At 28.0% G+C, this 22,641-nt stretch carries 21 protein-coding genes; 8 read left to right on the forward strand and 13 right to left on the reverse strand.

What is annotated here, in order from left to right; genetic code table 11:
- Positions 1-58: 58 nt before the first annotated feature.
- The 8 genes from CARM_RS06030 to CARM_RS06065 form a co-directional block, all read right to left on the reverse strand.
- Positions 59-562: a TlpA family protein disulfide reductase gene (locus CARM_RS06030; RefSeq protein WP_139425758.1), complete on the reverse strand. Its 504-nt coding sequence runs from the start codon at positions 560-562 to the stop codon at positions 59-61.
- Positions 523-993 carry a TlpA family protein disulfide reductase gene (locus tag CARM_RS06035; protein ID WP_176301013.1) on the reverse strand — a complete coding sequence of 157 codons (471 nt, stop codon included), beginning with the start codon at positions 991-993 and terminating at the stop codon, positions 523-525. The genes CARM_RS06030 and CARM_RS06035 overlap by 40 nt, the downstream gene beginning before the upstream one ends.
- A gap of 10 nt (positions 994-1,003) precedes the next feature.
- Positions 1,004-1,660, reverse strand: a complete 657-nt coding sequence (locus CARM_RS06040; protein ID WP_139425754.1) for an ABC transporter ATP-binding protein — start codon at positions 1,658-1,660, stop codon at positions 1,004-1,006.
- The gene (locus CARM_RS06045) at positions 1,660-2,775 is read right to left on the reverse strand and encodes an ABC transporter permease (protein WP_139425752.1); all 1,116 of its coding nucleotides are present in this window, start codon (positions 2,773-2,775) and stop codon (positions 1,660-1,662) included. The genes CARM_RS06040 and CARM_RS06045 overlap by 1 nt, the downstream gene beginning before the upstream one ends.
- Entirely contained in the window at positions 2,765-4,057 is a 1,293-nt protein-coding gene (locus CARM_RS06050) for an ABC transporter permease (RefSeq protein WP_139425750.1), read from the reverse strand. Before CARM_RS06050 ends, CARM_RS06045 begins: the two co-directional genes overlap by 11 nt.
- Positions 4,047-5,468 carry a Fe-S-containing protein gene (locus CARM_RS06055; protein WP_139425748.1) on the reverse strand — a complete coding sequence of 474 codons (1,422 nt, stop codon included), beginning with the start codon at positions 5,466-5,468 and terminating at the stop codon, positions 4,047-4,049. Before CARM_RS06055 ends, CARM_RS06050 begins: the two co-directional genes overlap by 11 nt.
- 74 nt (positions 5,469-5,542) lie before the next feature.
- Positions 5,543-6,064 (reverse strand): ferrirhodotorulic acid transporter, periplasmic binding protein, encoded by a 522-nt coding sequence (locus tag CARM_RS06060; RefSeq protein ID WP_012661874.1) that lies wholly within the window; start codon positions 6,062-6,064, stop codon positions 5,543-5,545.
- Positions 6,061-8,112, reverse strand: coding sequence for an FTR1 family iron permease (locus CARM_RS06065; RefSeq protein WP_139425746.1), 2,052 nt, complete (start codon positions 8,110-8,112; stop codon positions 6,061-6,063). The genes CARM_RS06060 and CARM_RS06065 overlap by 4 nt, the downstream gene beginning before the upstream one ends.
- Positions 8,113-8,441: 329 nt before the next feature.
- Between CARM_RS06065 and CARM_RS06070 the strand changes: the two genes are divergently transcribed.
- Positions 8,442-9,776 (forward strand): cation:dicarboxylate symporter family transporter, encoded by a 1,335-nt coding sequence (locus tag CARM_RS06070; RefSeq protein WP_139425764.1) that lies wholly within the window; start codon positions 8,442-8,444, stop codon positions 9,774-9,776.
- Here CARM_RS06070 and CARM_RS06075 read toward each other — a convergent pair.
- Positions 9,773-10,636: a D-amino acid aminotransferase gene (locus CARM_RS06075; protein ID WP_412842194.1), complete on the reverse strand. Its 864-nt coding sequence runs from the start codon at positions 10,634-10,636 to the stop codon at positions 9,773-9,775. The two genes, CARM_RS06070 and CARM_RS06075, sit on opposite strands and share 4 nt — an antisense overlap.
- Before the next feature lie 9 nt (positions 10,637-10,645).
- On the reverse strand, positions 10,646-11,623 hold the full coding sequence (locus tag CARM_RS06080) for a glycosyl transferase family 90 (protein WP_139425742.1): 978 nt from the start codon (positions 11,621-11,623) through the stop codon (positions 10,646-10,648).
- Between the two features lie 124 nt (positions 11,624-11,747).
- On the opposite strand from CARM_RS06080, the gene CARM_RS06085 reads away from it, so the two are divergent.
- Positions 11,748-12,239, forward strand: a complete 492-nt coding sequence (locus CARM_RS06085; RefSeq protein ID WP_139425739.1) for a hypothetical protein — start codon at positions 11,748-11,750, stop codon at positions 12,237-12,239.
- Here the strand turns inward: CARM_RS06085 and CARM_RS06090 are convergent.
- The gene (locus tag CARM_RS06090) at positions 12,236-13,174 is read right to left on the reverse strand and encodes a 6TM ABC transporter family protein (RefSeq protein ID WP_139425737.1); all 939 of its coding nucleotides are present in this window, start codon (positions 13,172-13,174) and stop codon (positions 12,236-12,238) included. The genes CARM_RS06085 and CARM_RS06090 overlap by 4 nt on opposite strands.
- 3 nt (positions 13,175-13,177) lie before the next feature.
- On the reverse strand, positions 13,178-14,095 hold the full coding sequence (gene rsmH, locus CARM_RS06095) for a 16S rRNA (cytosine(1402)-N(4))-methyltransferase RsmH (RefSeq protein WP_139425735.1): 918 nt from the start codon (positions 14,093-14,095) through the stop codon (positions 13,178-13,180).
- Between the two features lie 62 nt (positions 14,096-14,157).
- Here rsmH and CARM_RS06100 point away from each other — a divergent pair, with 62 nt between their 5' ends.
- From CARM_RS06100 to CARM_RS06120, 5 genes are all read left to right on the forward strand, one after another.
- Positions 14,158-14,736, forward strand: a complete 579-nt coding sequence (locus CARM_RS06100; protein WP_139425733.1) for a class II aldolase and adducin N-terminal domain-containing protein — start codon at positions 14,158-14,160, stop codon at positions 14,734-14,736.
- Positions 14,737-14,818: 82 nt separating this feature from the next.
- A complete protein-coding gene (locus CARM_RS06105) occupies positions 14,819-16,294 on the forward strand; it encodes a peptidylprolyl isomerase (protein ID WP_139425731.1) in 1,476 nt (491 codons plus the stop codon).
- On the forward strand, positions 16,291-17,670 hold the full coding sequence (gene ftsA, locus CARM_RS06110) for a cell division protein FtsA (RefSeq protein ID WP_139425729.1): 1,380 nt from the start codon (positions 16,291-16,293) through the stop codon (positions 17,668-17,670). The genes CARM_RS06105 and ftsA overlap by 4 nt, the downstream gene beginning before the upstream one ends.
- A gap of 13 nt (positions 17,671-17,683) precedes the next feature.
- Positions 17,684-18,790 carry a cell division protein FtsZ gene (gene ftsZ, locus CARM_RS06115; protein ID WP_139425728.1) on the forward strand — a complete coding sequence of 369 codons (1,107 nt, stop codon included), beginning with the start codon at positions 17,684-17,686 and terminating at the stop codon, positions 18,788-18,790.
- Between the two features lie 25 nt (positions 18,791-18,815).
- A complete protein-coding gene (locus tag CARM_RS06120; protein WP_139425726.1) occupies positions 18,816-20,192 on the forward strand; it encodes a nicotinate phosphoribosyltransferase in 1,377 nt (458 codons plus the stop codon).
- Here the strand turns inward: CARM_RS06120 and ispG are convergent.
- The gene (ispG, locus tag CARM_RS06125) at positions 20,176-21,240 is read right to left on the reverse strand and encodes a flavodoxin-dependent (E)-4-hydroxy-3-methylbut-2-enyl-diphosphate synthase (protein WP_139425724.1); all 1,065 of its coding nucleotides are present in this window, start codon (positions 21,238-21,240) and stop codon (positions 20,176-20,178) included. The two genes, CARM_RS06120 and ispG, sit on opposite strands and share 17 nt — an antisense overlap.
- A gap of 95 nt (positions 21,241-21,335) precedes the next feature.
- On the opposite strand from ispG, the gene CARM_RS06130 reads away from it, so the two are divergent.
- Positions 21,336-22,631: a DUF2972 domain-containing protein gene (locus CARM_RS06130; protein ID WP_161593865.1), complete on the forward strand. Its 1,296-nt coding sequence runs from the start codon at positions 21,336-21,338 to the stop codon at positions 22,629-22,631.
- The last annotated feature ends 10 nt before the right edge of the window (positions 22,632-22,641 follow it).

The raw sequence follows: 22,641 nt of genomic DNA on the forward strand, positions 1-22,641 counted from the left end.
ATTTAATTCTAAATTTTAATAAATAGATGATGGAGATTTTTTGAGAAAAATGAAGGGGTTAAAAAGTTTGCAAGATTTTTATCTTGTTTTCTAAAATACTTTTTGGAGTAAGTCCTATAAATTTTTCATTCATTTTACCATTTTTATCAAAAAAAACCACCACAGGCACACCATAAATTCCATCTACAGCTTTTGATAAAAATGAACTTGCTTTAGCTTCGTATAAAAGTGGTAATTTTAAATTTTTATCTAAAGAAATTTTTCGTGCTTCATCGATGGATTTTACATCATTTAGCACACCTATAATAAGAAAATTTCTTTCTTTATAAAGTTCATTTAGTATAGGAATTTGCATTTTACATACACCACAATCTTGAGTGAAAAAAAATAATGCATAGGCATTGTTTAATTTTTGAATTTTTAGTGTTTTTTCAAAACCATTGTATTTAAAAGTATAATCACTACTTGAATTTAAGGTTTGGAAAATTTTGTCTGTACATGCACTTAAAAACAAAGCAAATATTATAGCCAAGAAGCAATGGACGCTTTTAAATACGACCATGGTTTTTCTCCTATTATTTTATCTTGTACTACACCATCTTTAATGACAAAAGTTGTTGGCACAGCAAAAACGCTAAATCTTTGCCAAGTAATATCTAAATCATCTTGTAAAAATGTAATATTTTTATAATCATATTTTGTAGCAAATTCTTCAAACTCTTTACCTTTATCTATAGAATCTACTGCCAAAATAGTGATTTTTTTAGGATACTCATTAGCTAGTTTTTCTAAAAGTGGCAAGTCCTTTAAACAAGAAGCACAACCTTGCTCTACAAAAGTTAAAACAACAAGATTATCAAAATCAGATATTTTAACTTTCTTACCTGCTAAATTTTTTGCTGCAAGTTCTGGTGCTTTTAAGCCAACTTTTCCGCCATTTTTGTTATTGTTTTCAAAACAAGCACTTAACAAAAATACACACAAACAAGCCAAAATTATATTTTTAATTTTCACTTTTCATTACCCCATGACTTAAAATGATGGTTCTATCAGCAAAAGTAGCTAAATCTGGATTATGAGTGATTAAAACTATGGTTTTACCATCTTTTTTTAATTTACAAAAAAGTTCTAAAATGTTTTTTTCATTAGCTTCATCTAAATTTCCAGTTGGCTCATCTGCTAATAAAATTTCAGGATCATTCACTAAAGCTCTTGCTATACATAGTCTTTGCTGCTCGCCACCACTTAATTGACTTGGTAAATGCGTAAGTCTATGTGATAATCCTACTTTTTCTAAAGCCATTATAGCATCTTTTTGCTCTATGCTAGAATGATAAAATTGAGCTAGCATAACATTTTCTAAAGCATTTAAATAAGGTATTAAGTGAAATTGCTGAAAAATTAAACCAATTTTTTCTCTTCTAATCACGCCTTTTTCTTCTTCACTTAATTTTCCAACCTCTTTATCATCTAAAAAATACTCCCCACTACTTTGAGTATCCATCAAAGAAAGTATATTTAAAAGTGTTGATTTGCCTGAACCTGATGGACCCATAATAGCTAACCACTCGCCTTGTTTTACTTCTAAATTTATATTTTGCAAAGCTTTAACTTCATTAAAATTGCGATTTAAATTTGAAATTTTTATAATATTTTTCATCACTCACCCTTTAAATTTTCACAAACATTTATTTTTAAAGCTTTTTTTAGTGGCAAAAAGCTAGCCAAAAACGCAAATACTAAAGAAACAAAAACAGCAAAAAATACCGAAAGCAACCTAAAATCTATGCTTGCATTAAAAATCAAATATCCAAAAATATTTGCTAAAAAATACCCACAAAAAGCTCCAAATAAACTCGCACTTAAACTTAAAATAAATACTTCAGCTCCAAAAAGCTTGATAATATCTTTATATTTAGCTCCTAGTGCAAGGTGTAAGGCTATTTCTTTTTTTCTTGAAAAAATCACAGCACTAAGCGTAGTATTTACACTCAAAGAACTAATGAGTAAAATCGTCAAACTAATCAAAGCCATTAAAGCTTTAATCTTTTCTAAAATCACACCTTCACTTATAGACACTGAAGCTATAACCTTAGCTTCTATATTGCCTTTACTAAGCTCTTTTGCTTTTTGATCTAAGCTTTCATAATCACCTAGTAAAATAGCTTGAGCATAATTTATCACTTCTTTAGCTGCTAATTCTTGTGCTTTTTTTAAAGAGATGATTAAAACTCCATCTTGTTCGTCATTGCTTCTTAAGATAGCTTTGATTTTTACTTTGACTATTTTAGAAATACTTGGATTATAAATTTGTAATTCTTGTCCTATTTTTAACTCTAATTGCTTTGCCAAATCAGCTCCCACAAAGGCACTATCTTCACTAAAATCGCTTAAAGAAAAACTCCCTTTTAAAATCTCTATAAAAGGTTTAGTAAGTTTTAAATTTGCAAAATCAACTCCAACCACTACTGCACTTGAACTTTCAAGATTATAAAAACCATATAAAAATGGGGTTAAAGCTTTTGCTTTTAATTTTTCTTTAGCTTGATTAAATTCATCCATACTTAAAAACTCATCATCTTTTGGTGTAATGATAAAATTAGCTCCATAAGCTTTTAATTCTTTAGATAATTTTGTATCAATATCAAAATAAATATTAAAAAATGAAGCACTAACCATAGCACCCATAAACACCGCTATAAATATAACACAAACTCTTTTGTAAGAAAAAATAAGAGATTTAAAAACCTCTTGTATAAAAAAATTATTTCCCATATAAAACCTCTGAAGTAGAAAGTTTAGAAATTCCTTTGATAGAAAATAAGCATCCTAAAAATACTATAAGCACTGCAAAAAATAAGCAAATTGGTAAAATAATCCAAGAGATTGCGATGATATGTTCAAATATACTCAAAGCAATAATTTCTGATATACCCATACCAAAAGCAAAACCCAAAACAGCTCCAACTAAAGCCACAACAACACCTTCTAAAACAAAAATCATATAAATTTGCAAAGTGCTAGCACCTAAAGCTTTTAAAAGTCCTATTTCACTTCTTCTTCTAAAAATATCTGCACTCATTAAAGACGAGATGGCTATAGAAGCTACTATTAAGCATATAATGCTAACCACTGCCATTAAAGATTGAATTTTAGATACTATTAAACTTTCTGCGTCTGAAATTGCACTTACAACTTTTGTGCTAGCACCTTTAAAATCTTCTGCAATTTGATAAGCAATAGAACTTACATAAGCAGTGCAATACCACTGATCGTATTCAAGTTGATTTAAACTATCCACATCGCGTCTTGCTTTTTGTGCTAAATCATTTTCAGGTATAGTCAAAGCCGAAACTTCTGCTTTAGCAAATAAACCTTCTTTCTTTGAAAGCTTTTGTGCTAAAAGTAAAGAAGTGATGATTTTATTCGAAAAAGCTTGAGTTAAATCTATAATACCAACAATTTTTACTTTGAAAATTTGCTCATTTTGCACAAGAGATATTTCATCATCTATTTTTAAATCATACTTTTGCGCTAAGTCTTTACCCAACATTACCTCATCTAAGCTATCATCTTTTGGATAATTTCCTTGTATTTTGCTATATTTGTATAACTCTTTAATCCCTGCATAAAAATCATCATCATCTTGCACCTTTATAGCCTTATCAAAATAAGTTCCCACCAAAGATACATTTTCATAATCTGCATCTGAAGTTTGAATTTTTACTTGAGTATCTAAAAATGGCGCAAAGGCATTGATATTATTTCTCCAAAAAATTTCTTTTATAGTGTGAAGCTTGTTTTCTTCTAAGAAATTTTGGTTTTTTAAAGGTTCATAAATTTTATTACCCACCTCTACACTCAAACTTGCACCTTTGGGTAAAACTAAAATGTTTGATCCATAACTTCTTAGTTCTTTTGTAATCTCATTGCCTATACCCAAAGTAAGATTTAACATCGTAGCCATAAGCAAAGTAGCTAAAAAAATCGTTAGCAAAGCTAGAGATTTTTGAATTTTATTTTGGAAAATAGAATTTTTTATAATCTTAATTTGCATAGTCATTTCCTAATAAATTATGAATTCTATATTTTGAAGTTTTATTTATATCAATGTATTTTAAAGGATCATTCTTAAACTCTTCATAGTTTTTTTCATTGGCAAAAAAGTATGTTCTTCCTTTATAAACATAAGATCTTGGTGCTTTTAAATTGATAAGTTCTGTATTATCGATAGGATCATAAACTTTCTTTTCTACTACTTGAGTGAAAAAATTTACCCCATCTAAAATTTCTGAAAAAGGTATGATAACTTTACCATTTTCAAATTTATATTTCATCGGTATAGGATTACATCCACCAGCTTTACCTACACTTGGTAAGAAAATTCTAACATTACAAGAAATACAAATTAATTCTCCGCCTTTTTTAACATAACCCATATCACCACAAATACTACAAGCATCAAAAACCGCCACCGGAGAGTCTTTGTCTTCTCTTTTGTTGATTAAGAAAAATCTTACCACTTTACCCTCATCGCTAATATAAGCAAAGCGGTGTAAATTGTTATCTCTTAAAATCGCTACATCAAAGACAAATTCATCATTTTCATTTGGCTCTACATAACTTGGCTCATCTATGGTTACAGGTCTTGAAGCATGCAAGTCATAAAAAAGAAAAATACAAAGACTTAAAACCATAGCGCTAAAAACGCTTGCACTAAAATTTGTGATTTTTGAATTTTTAGCATAATTTTTTCTAAATTCTATATCAAAATCTTTTTTCTTGGTATTTTCACCCACTCTTTGCTTTAGAGCTAAAACTATACAAATTCCTAACAATAAAAACCATATATAAGTATAAAATTTAGCATAATACACACTTTTTGCTACATAACTTAAATATAAACTTTCAGTTTCTATAACACCTTCTCTCATAAGATGTAATAAAATTTGAGCTAAAGTTTCATTTAGATAAAAAATCACAATAATAAATAAAAATAAATTTAAAAACTTAAATTTAAATTCTCTTAGCCATCTTGTAAAAAGATAAATTCCAAAACATAATACAAAAGCAAGCAAAATGAGCCCAAAAGAGTTAATCGCCAAAGAATCTAAGAAATTAGTGCTTAATATAGGAAAATCTATAGAAATATGTAAGTATTTTATGCCAAAAGCAAAAGATAATAAAAAAAGTAAAATAGCTTGAATTTTTTCTTTTAAAAAATTATTTCGTATAAAAGAAAAAATAATAATAACCAAAAACAATAAAACAAATAAAATATCATTAGAAAAATATAACAAATCATAATTTAGTGTCTTAGCACTAATAAAAAAAGCAAAATAAGAAAAAACAAAACCCACAAAAGCAAGTTTAAACACTAAAGAAGTTTTTAAATTATAAAAAAATAAAGCACCCAAAAGTGCATAAGGAAAAAATACTCCAAAAAAATGTACAAAATAAATCGACATAGGCTCTTCTTTGATAGAATTTATTTATAAAATCAATAATTTCATAAATAAACCCTAGCAAAAGCTAGGGAAAATCACTTAGGTTTTCCTGTGTATTTGAAGTTATATTTAACTGAAAATGGTTCAAACCATTTGCCAACACCTGTTTCTTTATCAACATGGCGACCAAAACCTTGTTTTTCTGGGCTTTCTATTAAAAATACCAGCTCATAATTTCCTATACCTGTATCCATTTTTAAATTTGCACCATAATGAGGACCATCATCTGCAACCATAGGCATAAGAGTTCCTGTTTTTACTTTACCATTATCAAGATTAGTTAGCTTGTAAGCTATGGTTAGATAAGGTATCCAAAAACCTTCTGGAAAACCGTTTTTATTGCCCTTTAATGCATGAATATCTGCTTCAAGGTGAATGTCTGCTAAACTAGCTGCAAGATCAATTCCTCTTGGTTCCATTTCGATTGGTTGTAGATAAACCGCTGCTATTTCCATACCATTTAACTCATAAGGATCACCAATTGGCACCTCTGCTGCAAAAACTGAACTAGCTAAAATACTAGCTGCTGCACCTAAACTTAATAAAGTTTTTTTCATATTTTCTCCCTTTTATTTGAAATTTGCTTTGTTATAAAAATACCCATAATGAGTAAGATTAAAACCATAAACTGAGGTATGATACTCTCATAGTAAGGATAAATTCCAAGCCATAAAATTCCTTCAAAATCAAAAGGAAGTAAGCTTGGTGTGATAACCTTAGCTTCTATGAGCTCACCGATGCCTTTGCCCGTAAAGACAAAGACCATATAAAAAATAATGTATGAAGTTATATAGAAAAATTGTTTCACTGGTATCTTTAAAGCACCAGCTTTTAGTAAATAATAAAGTATGATAAGTATAATTAAACCACTAGCTAAACCTATGAATATAAAACTATAATCTGTGCTTGTTTTTGCATCAAATAATAAAGCCTGATAAAAAAGAATAGTTTCAGCACCTTCTCTATACACAGCTAAAAACACACTAAACCATAAGGTTTTTGCTGAATTATTTGAAATAGCCTCCACTGCTTGAGTTTTTACATAATTTGCCCATTTTTTATTTTGTGCATTTGACAAAAGCCAAAAACCAACATAAAATAGTAATGCTACGGCTATAAGCATAGTAACGCCTTCTAAAAGCTCTCTACTTTGTCCGGCTTGTTCTTTGAAAATCCATGAAATAAAAAATGCAGTTACAAAGCTTAAAAATACCCCGCTCCAAAGTGCTGAATATACTATATTTAAACGCTTTTTATTGCCACTTTGAACTAGGTATGAAACAATAGCTACAATGATAATTAAAGCCTCTAAACCTTCTCTTAAAATAATACCCAAAGCCCATATAAACAAAGACATAGGTGAAGATTCTTGAATTTTATCCAAAGAACTTTCCACTAAAGCACTAAGTTCATCAAAATTTTGTTTTAATTCTTCTTTAGAAGCACTTGCTTTAATTAACGCAACTCCTTTTGAAAAATAACTTTCTATTTTTAATTTTAAAGCACTATCAATAGCTCCGATTTTACTTTCCATACCACTTGCTTCAAAAATATCCAAATAAACATTTTGTAAAGCATCTATGCTATTTAAACTAAATCCTTCATAATTTTGTAAAATATCATTGAGTGCAATTTTAATATCATCATATACTTTAGTATAATTTTTAGTATTCATAGCACTCTCTTCAAATCCTTTAACCTGAAGCAAAGTTAATTCTTCTTTAGGTAGAGCTAAAAACGCTTCATATAATAAATCTGATATAGTTGAAATTTCATCTCTTATAGTTTTTTCATCTAAAACCTTATCGTTAATTTTTCTTACAATGGTTCTAAGTTTGGTTTGAATTTTTTTATCAACACCTGCTTTAGTGTATCTTGCCACTAAAACTTCTACTTTTGAGTTTCTATAATCTTCAAACAATGCTGATTGAATTAAATCTTTAGCTTTTTGATCGTCTTTATTTATAAAAGCTAATGCTGCTTGATCAAGTTTTGAAATCATAGAATCCATTAAAAATTGTAATCTTGCATCCATAGCCGAAGCTTCTTGCAAAGCTAGCAAAGCTTGATCATCTTGAATATTTTTTTCTTGAGTGGTTGTTTGTTGTGTTAAAATTTGTGGGGTTTGACTTTTAACTTCTTCTCCGAGTAAAGCTGCAAACATCGCTTGTGCTTGTGCTTGACGCTCTTTTTCTGCTTTTAAAGATGAGTTTTCAGCTTCTTTTTTATCATAATTAGTATCACTAGCTTCGGCTTTAAGCTGAAAACCTTTTTCCAAAACAGGCACAACTTCATCTAAATCAAAATATAAACTACTAATCAATGCTTCTATTTTAGAAAAATCTGCTTTATCCTTATATAATTTTCTTAAATTAACAAATTTACGCTCCATAACAATGGCTTTTCTGCCTATATTACGACCAATAGATCCTTCCATATTTTCAAAATGTTGAAAGTATGCATCTTCTGCTAGTTTTTTTGCTTCTAAATTTTTATTTTCTTTATATAAAAGCATACTTTCATTTAAAATTTGTTTGATGGTTTGGCTTTCTTTTTGGTAGTCAATATCTCTAGCATAAACTATAGAACAAAATAAAAAAATCATTAATAAACTAAATTTTTTAACACTTATTAACACTATTTTACTCCAAAATGATATTCATTTTTAAAATCATAGTCAGAAGTATATTACTTGATTTCTTAAATTTAGATAAACATTATCATTATTTTTTTCATAATAAATCGCATAAAAAATCTACAAAATGCTACTTTTATATACAAAATAAACTAAAATTTTCTCATTTTTTGATTTTTTGTTTATTTTTTGTTTATTTTAGTAAAAAAATAAGTTTTATTTGTTAGTATTTATCGTTTAAAAATAAAGGAGCTTTTGTGCTAGTTATTACCCAAAAAAAACCAAACAAATTAAAAAAAATGCTTAAAAATTTAGGTTTTTGGGTGATTATAGGTATCATCGCTGGTATTAGCCTTGGCTTATTAGATAAAGAACTAGCTATTGCTAGTAAAATCGGAGTGGATTATTTTATACATGCATTAAAAATTTTAATAGGACCTATTATATTTTTAACTATAGTTTTAGGTGTAATTAGTCTTGAAAGTTTAAAGCAGGTTGGAAGTATAGGTGTTAAAGCCTTGCTTTATTTTGAAATAGTAAGTACTTTTGCTTTAGCTATAGGTATTTTTATAGCAAATATCATGGGACCTGGAAAAGGAATGAACCTTGACCCAAATGCTTTGGATAAAGATAGCGTAGCTCAATTTGTCAATAATAACATAGAAATAAGCGCACAAAATGAAATTTTACATATTTTAAAAGATGCCATACCTACTGACATAATGGCTGCTTTTAGCGAGGGAAAAACTTTACAAATTTTAGTTATAGCTCTAGCTTGTGCTTTTATTGTTTCACTTATGCGAATTGATGAGAGAAAAGCCATACAAAAAACTTTAGAAATAATGCAAAGTTTTGTTTTTAAAATTTTAGAAATCATTATGTATTTTTCTCCTATTGCAGCATTTTCAGCTATGGCATTTTTAGTTGCAAAATATGGACTTGAATCTTTATTCAATTTAGGATATTTGCTTGTTGTTATGTTATTTGCTTCTTTACTTTTCATCTTTGGAGTTTTAGGACTTATTTGTTTTATTGCCAAAGTCAATATTTTTAAATTTATGCGTTTTATTTCAAGAGAAGTTTTGATAGTATTTGCAACAAGCTCTAGTGAATCAGCATTAGCACCACTTATGAGAAAACTTGAAAAAGCAGGAATTTCAAAAGCTACAGTAGGCTTAGTGCTACCAACTGGATATAGCTTTAATCTTGATTGCACTAATATTTATTTAGCTATGAGTTTAATTTTCCTTGCACAAGCTTTTAATGTAGAATTATCTTTAGCACATGAAATTAGTATTTTAATTGTTCTTATGATAGCTTCAAAAGGAGCTGTTGGGGTAACTGGTTCAGGTTTTATCATACTAGGAAGCACGCTTGCAGCTTTATCAAATATGCATATAGCCGAAGCTAATAATGGTTTAGGAGCGAGCTTGGGCGAGGTTTTACCTGTAGCAGCTATTTCTATACTTTTAGGTGTGGATAAGTTTATGTCTGAAATTCGTGCGGTAGGAAATTTATGTGGAAATAGCGTAGCAGCTTTAATCGTAGCTATTTGGGATAAACAAATAGACTGGGAAAAATTCCGCTACGCCCTAGATAATCCTAAAGAATTTGCTAATGTTGGATTTGATTAAAAAACCTCTTTTTGTATTTTTTCTATATATTTTTCTCTTAATTTTTGAGTATAAAAACCCACTTTTCCATCATTAATAATTTTACTATCTGCTTTTATAACACCCAAAACCAAAAAAGTAGCTGCGGATATAAACACCTCATCAGCCTCATATACTTCTTTCATACTAAAAGCTCTTTGATCTATTTTAAGACCTAGCTCTTTTGCAAATTTTAATATATTTTTACGACGAATTCCTGGTAAAATTTCATTAGAAAATGGCTTAGTGATTAATGTTTTATCTTTAATAATAAAAGCTGAACTACTAGAAGCTTCAGTCACTAAGGCATTTTCAACCATAAAAGCTTCAAAAACTTTAGCTTTTATAGCTTCTTCTTTTGCAAGACATTGAGCTAATAAAGAAATAGATTTTATATCTCTTCTTTTCCATCTTAAATCAGCAGTAGAAATAACGCTCACCCCGCTTTTTGCTAACTCATAATCAATCACATTGCACTCAAAAGCAAAAGCCATTATAGTAGGTTTTAAACCCTTTAAAAGAGCAAAATTTCTACTAGCAACCCCTCTAGTAACTTGCATATAAAGCCCACCTTCTTTAAGTGAGTTTTTAATAATTAATTGTTCTAAAACACTTTCAAATTCTTCTTTTGTGTAAGGAATTTGTAGTTCAATTTGTGCTAAACTGCGCTCAAAACGCTCCCAAAATTCTTCTTTATCAGCTATTTTTGCATTTACTATAGGAACTACTTCATAAATTCCATCTCCAAAGATAAATCCTCTATCAAAAACGCTCACCTTAGCTTCACTAGCTTTTACAAACTCACCATTTAGAAAAACAATTTCTTTTTCTTCCACTCTAATCTCCTTTTTTTAATCAAATAAATCAATAATATCTTTTGGCAAATCAAGTTGCTTTGAATAATAAAAATACTTAGCCAAAACTAAAATTCCTATATAAAATTCTATCTTTTCATCTAAAAATTGCTCTATATAAGCATGAGCATTTTGAATGATTTCTTTTGCTCTATGTGGATTAGCTAGATAATAATCAAGCAAAGCTTCTACATTTTCATAATCATCATCAATTAAAGCAAAATGTTCATTAGGAAGTAATTTTCCCTCCATAAACCAAGTTTCATAACGCATTTTTGGTGCCAAAATCAAAGAATTTGTTTTCATAGCCCATTTTAAGTTGCTTGCTACATCATTACCTTCTAATGAAAGTAAAAATTTAAATTGAGTTTGATAAGCTCTGCTGATTTTAAAATTTAAATTTTTAATCCACTTTTCAGCTTGAATTTTTCTGCCACCAACATGAGCGATATCACAACGAGGATTATCAAAATACTTTTCAAAAAATTTAATACGATGTGGTTGATAAATTGCACCTCTGAAAAAAAGCAAGTCTTTTTTATCTTCAAATTGATTTTTATCTTGTATAAAATCAAAATGTCTATTTTTGTCTAATTTTAAAATGATATTATTAAAGCCGTTTTCAACTGGTCTTGATTTGGCTATACTTGGATATTTAAGGTTATAACTAATATCTCCAAAACCTTTAATCCACAAAAAATCATCATTAAAATACTTACTGATTGCATAAGCATCATAAGCATAGGAAGTTTTTTTAAAAGGAAATTTTCCTATTTTTTCATAATTTTCAAATTTTTTTATATCAAAAAAATTATTTTGTAGATTGTAATAATTTAAACGAGTAGTTATATTATCTATATTTTTTGATTTTAAAAGCTTTTTGAAAATATTTTGTAATTGATTTTGATAAATTTTTCTAGGTATAAAACTTTTAGCTATACCTTTAACATTCATCATAAATCTAGAATCTGCCATATTTTTCTTTCTTATTTTTAAATAATACAAATTTTAACACAAGATTTCATTTACAAGACTTAAAAATTTATCTTATTTAAAAGCAAAAATGATAAAATCATAAAAAACACAACTAGGTAATACAATGAAAATTCAGAAATTTATTTTAAATTTTATTTTTAAAGTTTCAAACCAACCTGTTAATTTAAAAGATTTACTTGAAGCAAATGCCTTGTTAAATGAAGGTATGATGGTAGATCCTGCAAAATTAAATTTTAAATTTAAGGTATTTAATTCTTATTTAATTTATGCATTATTTTGTGCTTTAATTATCATTCCTTTGATTTTAATTACGCATTATTTTTTAACTATTATTGATTTCCATATTAGTATTTTAAGTGCAATTTTTGTCACTGCTTGTGTTTTTATTGGTTATGATATTTTTAAAATTTATACTAGAAAAGTTATCAGCAAAAGATTGTTGCAAAAAGCTTGGGTTTTACATTTTCCTTATTTTGCTTATGAAAAATATTCTAAAATCGCTGAAGAAATTTACAATCAAGCTATAAAAGAAGAAATCCCAAAAAACCAACTTGAACAATATGTTTTAGAAAAAATTATTCAAAATCAAAATTAATCTAGAAAATCTAAAACTTGATTTTGAAAATAAAGTGCTTCTAATCTTCTTTGAAGCTCTTTGTTTTCTTCATATAAAACTAATTCTTGTGATCTTAAATCTGCTATATCTCTACTAATATAATAAATTTGATTTCTAATGTAAATTTGTGGAAAAAATATTACTAAAGCAAAAACTATTATCAAACCTGCATACAATAAATTTCTAGGGCTTAAATTTTTATTTTCTTCACTTATAATACCATCTAAAAGTTCATATTTATCTTCTTGATTATACTCATCTTGATTTTCTTCTTGTTTGACTTGTTCTTCTAAAATTTTTTGTTTTTTTAATGCAAGCTTTTCATCTTCTTTTTGCTGTTCTTGAGCTTTTTTTATTTTTTCTTTTTCTATTTTTTTTTGCTCTTTCAATTCCTGTTTGATTTTGGCTTTTTCTTTTCTTTTTTCTTTTAAATCTTGAAATTTTGAAACAACAAAAACATTACTTTGAGTGATAATTTTAGAAAGTTGGATAGAACCATTTCTTATTTGCCCTATTTCTTGTGGATTTTTTTCTTGATTTTTTACCTCTTGTGAAATTTTAGAATTTTTAAAAGATTTAGAGTTTTTATCACTCTTTTTATCAAATTTTTCTTTTTGTTTTTTAAAAAAATTTAATTGTAATCTAAAAGGTTTTTTTTCTTCTAGTTTAACATTAATCAAATCTTCTTTTAAATAAATACTTGATTGTTTTTTAGGTTTTTCTTTATATTCATCGTCAAAATCTGTGAATTTAGGTCGTTTTTTATTTCGAATCCTATTTTTTAATATATGATCGCTTTCGTTAAAATTTTGCTCATATTCTTCATAAGGTCTTCCTTCTTTAATAGCCCTAGAATATTTAAGCATTTTTGCACGAATATCTTGTTTTTCTTTTAAAAAATCATCATCAATCATCATTTACCTAAAATAAAAAATTCTCATTCTCGCACAGCTTGATCTATTATTATAACTTATTTCATCTTTGGAGGCACTTATGGCTTTTTTACTTAAAATTTTACCAAGACTATGGTTATTACCACATTCACACTTCATAGCTCTTGCATCGCATATACAATCTTTTTCCCACTTTTTAAAAGTATTTTTTACCATTCTATCTTCTAAAGAATGAAAACTTATAATTGCGAGTTTGCAATTTTTTAATTTTGCTTTTTCTATATTCTCAAGTAATTGTCTTAACTCTCCAAGTTCATTATTAACTTCTATACGCAAAGCTTGAAATACAAGTAATACTAAGGATATATTGCGACCTTTTAGCTTAGCATTTCCTATAATTTGGCTTAATTCTTTTGCACTTGTAATTTCTTTTTGACTTCTTGCTTTAATAATTTTTTGAGCAAGCATTGCAGCAACAGGCGTTAAATCTCCATAATCTTTAAAAATTTGCTCTAAAGCTTCCTTGCTATAAGAATTAATGACTTCTTTTGCACTCAAAGGGTTATTTTGATCCATTCTCATATCTAAAAAATCAGAATTGATTGAAAATCCTCTATCATTTTTATCAAGCTGTAAAGAAGACACACCAATGTCAGCTAAAATTCCTCTCAAATTTTGCGTAGGAATTTGGTGTAATATTTCTTTAAAACCAGTATGTTTTAATTTTATTCTATTTTGATAATTTTTCAAAAATTCTTTAGAAAACTTCAAAGCTTCTAAGTCTTTATCACAAGCAATTAAATTTAATTTTTCATGTGCTTGTAATAAAGCTTTAGAATGCCCCCCATAACCTAAAGTACAATCTAAAAAATCTCCATCATTAAAATCACTAAAAGTATCTAAAACTTCTTGTAATAAAACAGGAATATGCGGACTTTGCAAAATACACCTTTTTGAATATTTTTTAGTATAATACCTTATTTAAGTTTAAAACAAGGTTTTTAATGAACAAAGAAAATGTTATTTCCCAAATTCAAACCCTATCTTCATCAATGTTTAAAAAAAATTTCTTTGGGATATGTCATGGCTCAGTGTCAGCAAAACTTTCACAAAGTTCTTTTGTCATCAATAAAAATAATGCTTTTTTAAATCAGCTTGATGAAAAAAATTTAAGTATTTTAAAATTTAAAAAAGACTATAGCTGGAATGAAGCTAGTAGTGATTGTGAAATTCATAAAAGCATATATGAAAATATTCCTGAAGCTAAATTTATTTGTTTTGCATACCCAACTTATACTCTATCTATGAGTTTAAATCATGATTTTATAGCTCCACAAGATTATTTTGGAGAAATATTTTTAGAAGAAATTCGCGTATATAATCCTAAAAATTATGAAGACTGGGAAGATAGATCACAAACTGAAATTTATCGTCATATGCTAGAACAAAAACAAAATTTTGTAGTTGTAAAAGGATATGGGATATTTGCTTATGGTAGAACAAGCTATGAATTAGGAAAAATTGTAGATTTAATAGAAAATTCATGTAAAATCATTCATTTAGCAGAAACAAATTTATCATAATTTTTCAAAATTAATTTTTTATTAATCACAAATTATTTATAATTTGTAGTTTAATTTTATTACTTTGATGATTGGGGAAAAAATGCTCACTTGGATGCAGCATCATAAAAAATATTTAGTTATTACTATTTGGATTAGCGTTATAGCTTTTGTTGGAGCCGGTTTTGTAGGCTGGGGAAGTTATGATTTTAACACAGATCGTTCTAATTCTATCGCAAAAGTTGGTAAAGAAAAAATAAGCTATGAAGAATTTAATCTTAAATATTCTCAATTATTTAACTATTATTCTCAACTAAACAATGGCAATTACACTCAAGAACAAGCTAAAAAAGATGGCCTAGACACTTTAGCTATTAATGAATTAATACAAGAAAAATTACTTCTTTCTTACGCAAAAACTCTTGGTCTAGAAGTAAGTGAAGAAGAGGTTGCATATGATTTAGCTCATCAAAAAATCTTCCATAATGCATCTGGTGTTTTTGATAAAAAATTATATTATAGTATTTTATCTAGAAATAACTACACCTCAAAAGCTTACGAAAAGCTTATCCATGATGAATTACTACTTAAAAAAATCAATATGATTTTAAATCTACAAGTTAAAAACGAAGAACTTGATATGTTTGGTGCTAGTTTTTTAATGCAAGATAGATTAAAGATTCAAGTAATTCACGCGAGTAATAATATCGTAATTAATGAAGATGAATTAAAACAAACTTGGGAAAAAAACAAGGAGCTTTACAAAACACAAAAAAATTATGAACTAGCTACTTATTTTTTAAAACCAAATGAAGAAAAAATTGACGATAAAGAACTTCAAACTTATTATGATGAAAATAAAAACAATTATAAAGATTTTTCTGGAAAAATTTTAAGTTTAGAGCAAAGTAAAAATCAAATTATAAAAGATATGAAATTAGCTAAATTAAAACTTAAAGCAAATGAAAATTATGTAGCTTTAAGAAAAAATGAACTTAGTTTTGATCAAAATATTTCTATAAGTGATGCTGATATTTACTATCCTTTAGAACTTATACAAAAGAGCAAAGAAGGCGATTTTATTAAGCCTTTTAAATTTAAAGATGGCTATATGATAGCCAAAATTGTTAAAATCAATCCAGCTCAAATAATGAGTTTTGAACAGGCTAAAAATGAAGTTAAAAAACTTTATATCAAAGAAAAAACAAAATCTCTTTTAGAAGAAAAAGCTAAACTTGCTTTGGAAAATTTTCAAGGCATAGATATAGGAACTTATAGTAGAGATTCTACAAAAACTGCTAAAGTTGGAGAAATGATGAATGATACAGAATTTAGTGAATTTTTAATGCAGGTTTTCGATTCTAATAAAATAAAATCCTATGTTTTATTCGACAACAAAGCAGTTGTTTATGAAATAATAGAACAAACATTAGAAAATAAAAACAAAGAAGAAATTTATAAAATTATTATAGAACAAAGTGCAAGACAAACAAAACAATCTCTACTTAAAGAAGAATTGTTAAAAAAACTTATAGAATTATATCCGATACAACGCTATTACAAAGGAAATACAAATTGAATATCTTAGGAATTGATTTAGGTTCAATACAAACTTGTGCAATATTAGCACAAAAAAATGAAGAAGGTTTAAAGATTATTGGTTTTGGTAAATCCAAATCTAATGGTATTAAAAAAGGAGCAATAACAAATATAGAACTTGCTTCAAAATCCATAGAAGAAGCAGTAGCCGATGCACAAATGATGTCAGGCGTGCATTATGATAAAGTTATAGTATCTATTTCAGGTGCCTATGCTAAAAGCGTTGATAGTATAGGTGTTGTAAATATTCCAAACCAAGAGATAGGAATTAAAGAAATTCATAGAGCGGTTAGTACAGCTAAACACACAGCTAATATACCAAGTGGATATGAAATCATTCATGTATTGCCTTATAATTTTAAAGTCAATGATCTTGAGCATGTTGAAGATCCTTTGGGAATGAGCGGAAATCGTCTTGAAGTTTCTACACATATTGTAATTTCGCAAGAAGTGCATATAAAAAATTTAAAAAAAGCAGTTGAGCTTGCAGATCTTAGGGTAGATAATATAGTTCTTTCAGGCTATGCATCTTCTATAGCTTGTTTTGATGATAGCGAGAAAGAACTAGGTGCTATTTTAATTGATATGGGTGGAGCAGTTTGTGATATGGTAATCCACGCAGGTAATTCTATACGCTATAATGAATGCTTACAAATTGGATCAGTTAATATCACAAATGATTTATCTATAGCCTTACATACTCCTCCAAAAGAAGCTGAAAAACTAAAATTAAATTACGCATCTTTGGTTCAAAATGAAAATTCTATTATACAAATTCCATATATGGGTGATGAAAAAAGAAAAAATGAGGTTTCAGTTGAAGTTATTTCAAATGTAATATATGCAAGAATAGAAGAAACTATCATTATACTAGCTAAAATGCTAAGTGATAATACATGTGCTAACCAGGCAGGTGCTGGTATAGTCTTAACTGGAGGTATGACAAAATTTGCTGGACTTGATAAACTTGCTTCAGCTTATTTTGATAATAAAGCTGTTAGAATAGCAACCGCAAAAAAAGATACTATGGACGGCTTCAAGGAAATTTTTGAAGATGCTGAAAATAGTTGTGCCATAGGTCTATGTCTATATGGTGGTGGGCATTTTACTCCTTATGAATTAGATTCTAATGAAAAACTAAGATACAAAGGAGAACCTGAATTTATTAACAAACAGATCAGACAAAACCTCACCATGGAAGAAAATGAAGAAGAAAATAAAAATTTTGAGGAAATTTTTCAAAATCAAAATGATTTTGAAGATGAAAAAACAGAATTAGCAAAAGTTGAAACCAAAAAAGAAAAAAAGGCAGGTTTTATGCATAATTTTTGGAATAAACTAATAAACCAGTTCTAATTTAGGAGACACAATGAACGAATATCTAGTAGAAGAAATGCAACACGCAAAAGGTGCAAAAATTAAGGTCATAGGCTGCGGTGGCGGTGGCGGAAATATGATAGATCATATGGTAAATATGGGTTTGCATGATCTTGATCTTATTTCAGCAAATACTGATGCACAAGCTATAGCAAAATCTTTAGCAAAAACTAGAATTCAACTTGGTGAGAAAAAGACTAAAGGTTTAGGTGCTGGAATGCAACCTGAAATAGGAGCAGAAAGTGCTAGAGAAAGTTTTGAAGAAGTTAAAGCAGCTTTAAGTCAAAGCGATATAGTATTCATTTCAGCAGGTCTTGGTGGTGGAACTGGCACAGGTGCAGCTCCTGTTGTAGCACAAGCTGCTAAAGAAGTAGGTGCATTAACAGTTTCAGTTGTAACCATGCCTTTTGCTTTTGAAGGAAAACAAAGAAAAAAATTAGCTGAAGCTGGTTTGGCTGAATTAAAAAAAGAAAGTGATTCTATTATTGTAATTCAAAATGAAAAACTTCTTAGCATACTTCCAAAAAAAGCAGGTATAAAAGAAGCATTTAAACTAGTAGATGATATTTTAGCTAGAGCTGTTAGAGGTATGGTATCTATACTTTTAGAAGATGGCGATATTAATGTAGACTTTGCTGATGTTAGAACCGTTATGAGTCATAGAGGTTTAGCTTTAATGGGCGTAGGACATGGTGAAGGTGAAAACGCTATCATGGATGCATTATCAAGCGCTATAGAATCTCCGTTATTAGATGGTATGACTATGAAAGGTGTCAAAGGCGTAATTATACATTATAAAATTGGTCCTGAATGCTCATTAATAGAAATTTCACAGGCTACTCAAAGTATTAGTGATATAGCAGATGAAAACGCAAAAGTAATCTTTGGCGCAACTACTGATGAGAGTATGGGAGATCGTGTTGAAGTAACTATTATTGCAACAGGTTTTGAAGATAAAGTCGAAGCAGAAAGTGCTAAAGAGCAAGAAGAAAGCAAAAAAAATAGTTATATGAATTTGCGTAAAGCTAGCGGTGGTTTTGATGAAGAAGTAATCTCACAATTAGATGTTCCAGCTTTCTTGCGTCGCCAAATGGATTAGCATTTTTTAGTAAAAATCTTTTAATATGAATTCTTCATTATTATGTGATTTTTACGAATTGAGTATGGCCTATGCTTATTTTAAACAAAATATGCATAGGCAGATTGTTTATTTTGAAGTTTTTTTCAGAAAAGCTCCTGATAATGCCTCTTATGCTGTTTTTTGTGGATTAGAACAAATTATAGAACACATAAATAACTTCTCCTTTTCTAAAAGTGATATGGATTTTTTAAAAAACACTCAAAAATTTGATAATGAATTTTTAAACTATCTTTCAACTTTACGCTTTAGTGGAGACATATTGAGCGTAAAGGAAGGTGAATGCATTTTTACAAATGAAACCTTGATGATTATTAAAGCACCTATAATAGAGGCTTTATTATTAGAAACTTTCACACTTTTAACATTAAATCACCAATGTTTAATTGCCACCAAAGCTAGTAGAATCGCTCAAGTGGCAAAAGAAAAATTACTTTTAGAATTTGGCTCTCGTAGGGCTCATGGAGATAGTGCTGCTTTAAATGGTGCTAGAGCTGCTTTTATAGGTGGTTTTCATGCAAGTGCTTGTACTTTAGCTGGAAAAAAATTTAACATTCCTATTAGTGGAACCATGTCGCATGCTTGGATACAAATGTTTGATGATGAATTAAGTGCTTTTAGAACATATTGTCAAACTTATAAAGATAATATAAGTCTTTTAATTGACACTTATGATTATAAAAGGGGTATTGAAAATGCTATTTTAGTTTTTAATGAACTAAATGCTGAAAACACTATGCAAAATTATTCTATTCGCATTGATTCAGGAAATTTACTTAAAATATCTAAATTTATTAGAAAAAAACTAGATCTTGCGGGCTTAAAAAAATGCAAAATTGTAGCTAGCAATGCTTTAGATGAGTTTATCATTGAAAAATTATTAAAAAATAAAGCCCCTATTGATGCTTTTGGAATTGGAGAAAAACTTATCACTTCAGCAAGTTCGCCTATTTTTGGTGCTGTATATAAACTTGTAGCAATCGAAAAGAATGGTGAAATTATTCCAAAAATAAAAATTAGTGCGAGTTCAAACAAAACAACTTTACCACATTTTAAAAAGCTTATAAGATACTATAAAAACGATAAGGCAAATTTTGATATTTTATACGCACACGATGAAAATATCAAAAACTATCAAGATTTCATAGCAAAAAATTTACATGAATCTATTTTTAAAAATGGAAAATTAGTTTATAAGGTTCCTAGCTTAAAAAATATACAAGATTATCACAAAAAAAATATTGCTAATTTAGATATTAAGTTAAAAAAACTTCAAAATCCAAGTATTTATAAAGTAAAAATTTCTAAAAAATTACAAAATTTACAAAAAAAATATTTAGAAAAAATTAATCTTTTTCTCTAAGCTTTACCTCATCTTCCACTTCAAGTAAAAATCTATCTACAAGTTCATCTTCTTTAAGTTTAGCAACCACTTCACCATGTCTTATAATTAAGCCTTGATTTTTACCAAAAGCAATTGCCACATCAGCGCCCTTAGCCTCACCCAAAGCATTTACTACACAGCCCATAACGCTTATATTTAATGGCTCTTTTATATGTTTAGTTTTTTCTTCTACTATTTTAATCGCTTTGATTAAATCACTTTGAATTCTTCCACAAGTTGGACATGAGATGATATTTACACCACTTTTTTGCACTCCACTATCTTGTAAAATTGCTCTTGCTACTTTTATTTCTTCTTCAAGCTCCCCTGTCATAGAAACTCTCATAGTATCACCTATACCTTTTAAAAGTAAATTCCCTAAAGCAATAGAACTTTTTATAGTGCTATGAAATTTGGTCCCTGCTTCAGTAACCCCTAAATGAAATGGATAATCACAAAGCGGTCTTAGGGCTTCATAAGCTTTTATGGTATTTTGCACATCTGAAGTTTTCATAGAAATTTTTATATCAAAAAAATCCAAATCTTCCAATAATTTTATATTATATAAAGCACTTTCAAGCATAGCTTGGATGTTATAGCCATATTTATCACTAAATTGCTTTTCTATAGAGCCATGATTTACTCCTATTCGAATAGGAATTTGCCTTTGCTTACAAGCTTGCACTACCTCTTTGATATTTTCTTTTGAACCTATGTTGCCTGGATTAATCCTTACTCCATCAATAAAATCAGCACAAAAAACCGCTAATTTATAATTAAAATGTATATCTACTATTAAAGGTAAAGGACTTTTTGCTTTAATTTCTTTTAAAGCTCTTGCATCTACCATATCCAAACATGCCAAGCGCACTATATTAGCACCTGCAAAATAAAGCCTATTAAGCTGCTCTAAACAACCATCAACATCTCTTGTTTTAGTAAAAAGCATAGATTGTACTGAAATGGGCGCATCGCCACCTATTAAAACATTGCCTACTTTTATTTGTCTTGTTTTATATCTCATCATTATACCAATCTTAATATCATAATTTTTATATCATAATAAAAAATAAGTATAATAAGGCTTAAAACATTATAATGTTTTACAAAAAAAGGAATTTCATGAAATTATCAACCTATATTAATGCAAATATAAATCCAAATCATGCTAAAAAATTACTACATGCGTTAAAATGTAGCACTAATGAAGATTTTCATAAGCTAATTTTAAACAATATTTCAAGTGTTGTTGAGTGGTTTAATAGTGATGATTTTAAACCTTATCAAAATCATTTATATCCTCCTCTTTTTAATCCAAAAACCTTAGAATTAGACAATAGTCAATATTGTGCCAATCTAGCTTGGGATTGCAACATACCTTTAAATAATTCTAATGTTAAATTTATTTATATTTCTCCACATGGAGTTGGTGCAGCTGCTTTTTTAACACTCTTAAACCAAACATGTAATGTTTTTTGTCCGGCTTCTTGGATGCTTCAAGAAGACGCAAAATATAGATATATGGTAAATTTTATGAATTTTATGGATAAAAATATAGCTATAAATATCTCAGAGATAAATATAATAAATATCGAAAAATACTTGTGCTTATTAGATCCCAAAATTCCTATACTTTATCAAGTAAGAGATCCAATATCTTTATTAAAACATTCTTATGGAAGAGATTGGAGTAAAGTCCAAAGAACTTATGATAAAAATTTTGATTTAAATTATGATTATACATTATATATCAAATATCTAACACCAAATAAAACACATATGAAAGACGATTTTGAAACTTTATTGCATGATACATTTTTTAATCATTATCTACTGCAAAAAATAAATACAAACAATATACAATATATTGATATGAATGAATTATCTAATAAAAAATCATTTAACACTTTAACAAAACTAGCCAATAATTTTAACTTCACCCCCCCCCATACAACAACTAAAGAATTGTTTAATAGAAAAGAATTTAGAGGCTATATAAGATATTTATTACCTTTGGTATTTCATGTAAATCAAAATATAAAATTAACAATAGATAGGTATTATATCAACACTGAACAATATAATATAATGGATAAATTTTGCAATAATAATCTTAAATACGATATAGGAATTTATATTGATAAAAATAATTTAGATATTTTTTTAAATCATAAAAATTATAATCAAATTGTGAATTACCTATCTTCTTTTCTAAACGATATAAAACAAATCATTGATTTAACAGAAGATACCATGATGAAAGAAGATGAAGTTTTATACTATCTAAAACACAATATTAATGCTAGATTAAAATTAAAAAATATTTTAGATATAGAATTATCACATATAAAAAAACATCGTCCTGATATAGTCTCCTCATGGGCTTATTATCAAAATTTCAAAAGTATGTGTAATTGAAATATCATTA

This window comes from Campylobacter armoricus (genome assembly GCF_013372105.1).
In the GTDB taxonomy this organism is placed as follows: Bacteria; Campylobacterota; Campylobacteria; order Campylobacterales; family Campylobacteraceae; genus Campylobacter_D; species Campylobacter_D armoricus.

What these genes read in the sequence shown, in the direction of transcription:
- CARM_RS06030 (WP_139425758.1), bottom strand. Translation starts at nt 562, where the DNA reads ATGGTCGTATTTAAAAGCGTCCATTGCTTCTTGGCTATAATATTTGCT.
- CARM_RS06040 (WP_139425754.1), bottom strand. Translation starts at nt 1,660, where the DNA reads ATGAAAAATATTATAAAAATTTCAAATTTAAATCGCAATTTTAATGAA.
- CARM_RS06045 (WP_139425752.1), bottom strand. Translation starts at nt 2,775, where the DNA reads ATGGGAAATAATTTTTTTATACAAGAGGTTTTTAAATCTCTTATTTTT.
- CARM_RS06050 (WP_139425750.1), bottom strand. Translation starts at nt 4,057, where the DNA reads ATGCAAATTAAGATTATAAAAAATTCTATTTTCCAAAATAAAATTCAA.
- CARM_RS06055 (WP_139425748.1), bottom strand. Translation starts at nt 5,468, where the DNA reads ATGTCGATTTATTTTGTACATTTTTTTGGAGTATTTTTTCCTTATGCA.
- CARM_RS06060 (WP_012661874.1), bottom strand. Translation starts at nt 6,064, where the DNA reads ATGAAAAAAACTTTATTAAGTTTAGGTGCAGCAGCTAGTATTTTAGCT.
- CARM_RS06065 (WP_139425746.1), bottom strand. Translation starts at nt 8,112, where the DNA reads ATGATTTTTTTATTTTGTTCTATAGTTTATGCTAGAGATATTGACTAC.
- CARM_RS06070 (WP_139425764.1), top strand. Translation starts at nt 8,442, where the DNA reads ATGCTTAAAAATTTAGGTTTTTGGGTGATTATAGGTATCATCGCTGGT.
- CARM_RS06080 (WP_139425742.1), bottom strand. Translation starts at nt 11,623, where the DNA reads ATGGCAGATTCTAGATTTATGATGAATGTTAAAGGTATAGCTAAAAGT.
- CARM_RS06085 (WP_139425739.1), top strand. Translation starts at nt 11,748, where the DNA reads ATGAAAATTCAGAAATTTATTTTAAATTTTATTTTTAAAGTTTCAAAC.
- CARM_RS06090 (WP_139425737.1), bottom strand. Translation starts at nt 13,174, where the DNA reads ATGATTGATGATGATTTTTTAAAAGAAAAACAAGATATTCGTGCAAAA.
- CARM_RS06100 (WP_139425733.1), top strand. Translation starts at nt 14,158, where the DNA reads ATGAACAAAGAAAATGTTATTTCCCAAATTCAAACCCTATCTTCATCA.
- CARM_RS06105 (WP_139425731.1), top strand. Translation starts at nt 14,819, where the DNA reads ATGCTCACTTGGATGCAGCATCATAAAAAATATTTAGTTATTACTATT.
- ftsZ (WP_139425728.1), top strand. Translation starts at nt 17,684, where the DNA reads ATGAACGAATATCTAGTAGAAGAAATGCAACACGCAAAAGGTGCAAAA.
- CARM_RS06120 (WP_139425726.1), top strand. Translation starts at nt 18,816, where the DNA reads ATGAATTCTTCATTATTATGTGATTTTTACGAATTGAGTATGGCCTAT.
- ispG (WP_139425724.1), bottom strand. Translation starts at nt 21,240, where the DNA reads ATGATGAGATATAAAACAAGACAAATAAAAGTAGGCAATGTTTTAATA.
- CARM_RS06130 (WP_161593865.1), top strand. Translation starts at nt 21,336, where the DNA reads ATGAAATTATCAACCTATATTAATGCAAATATAAATCCAAATCATGCT.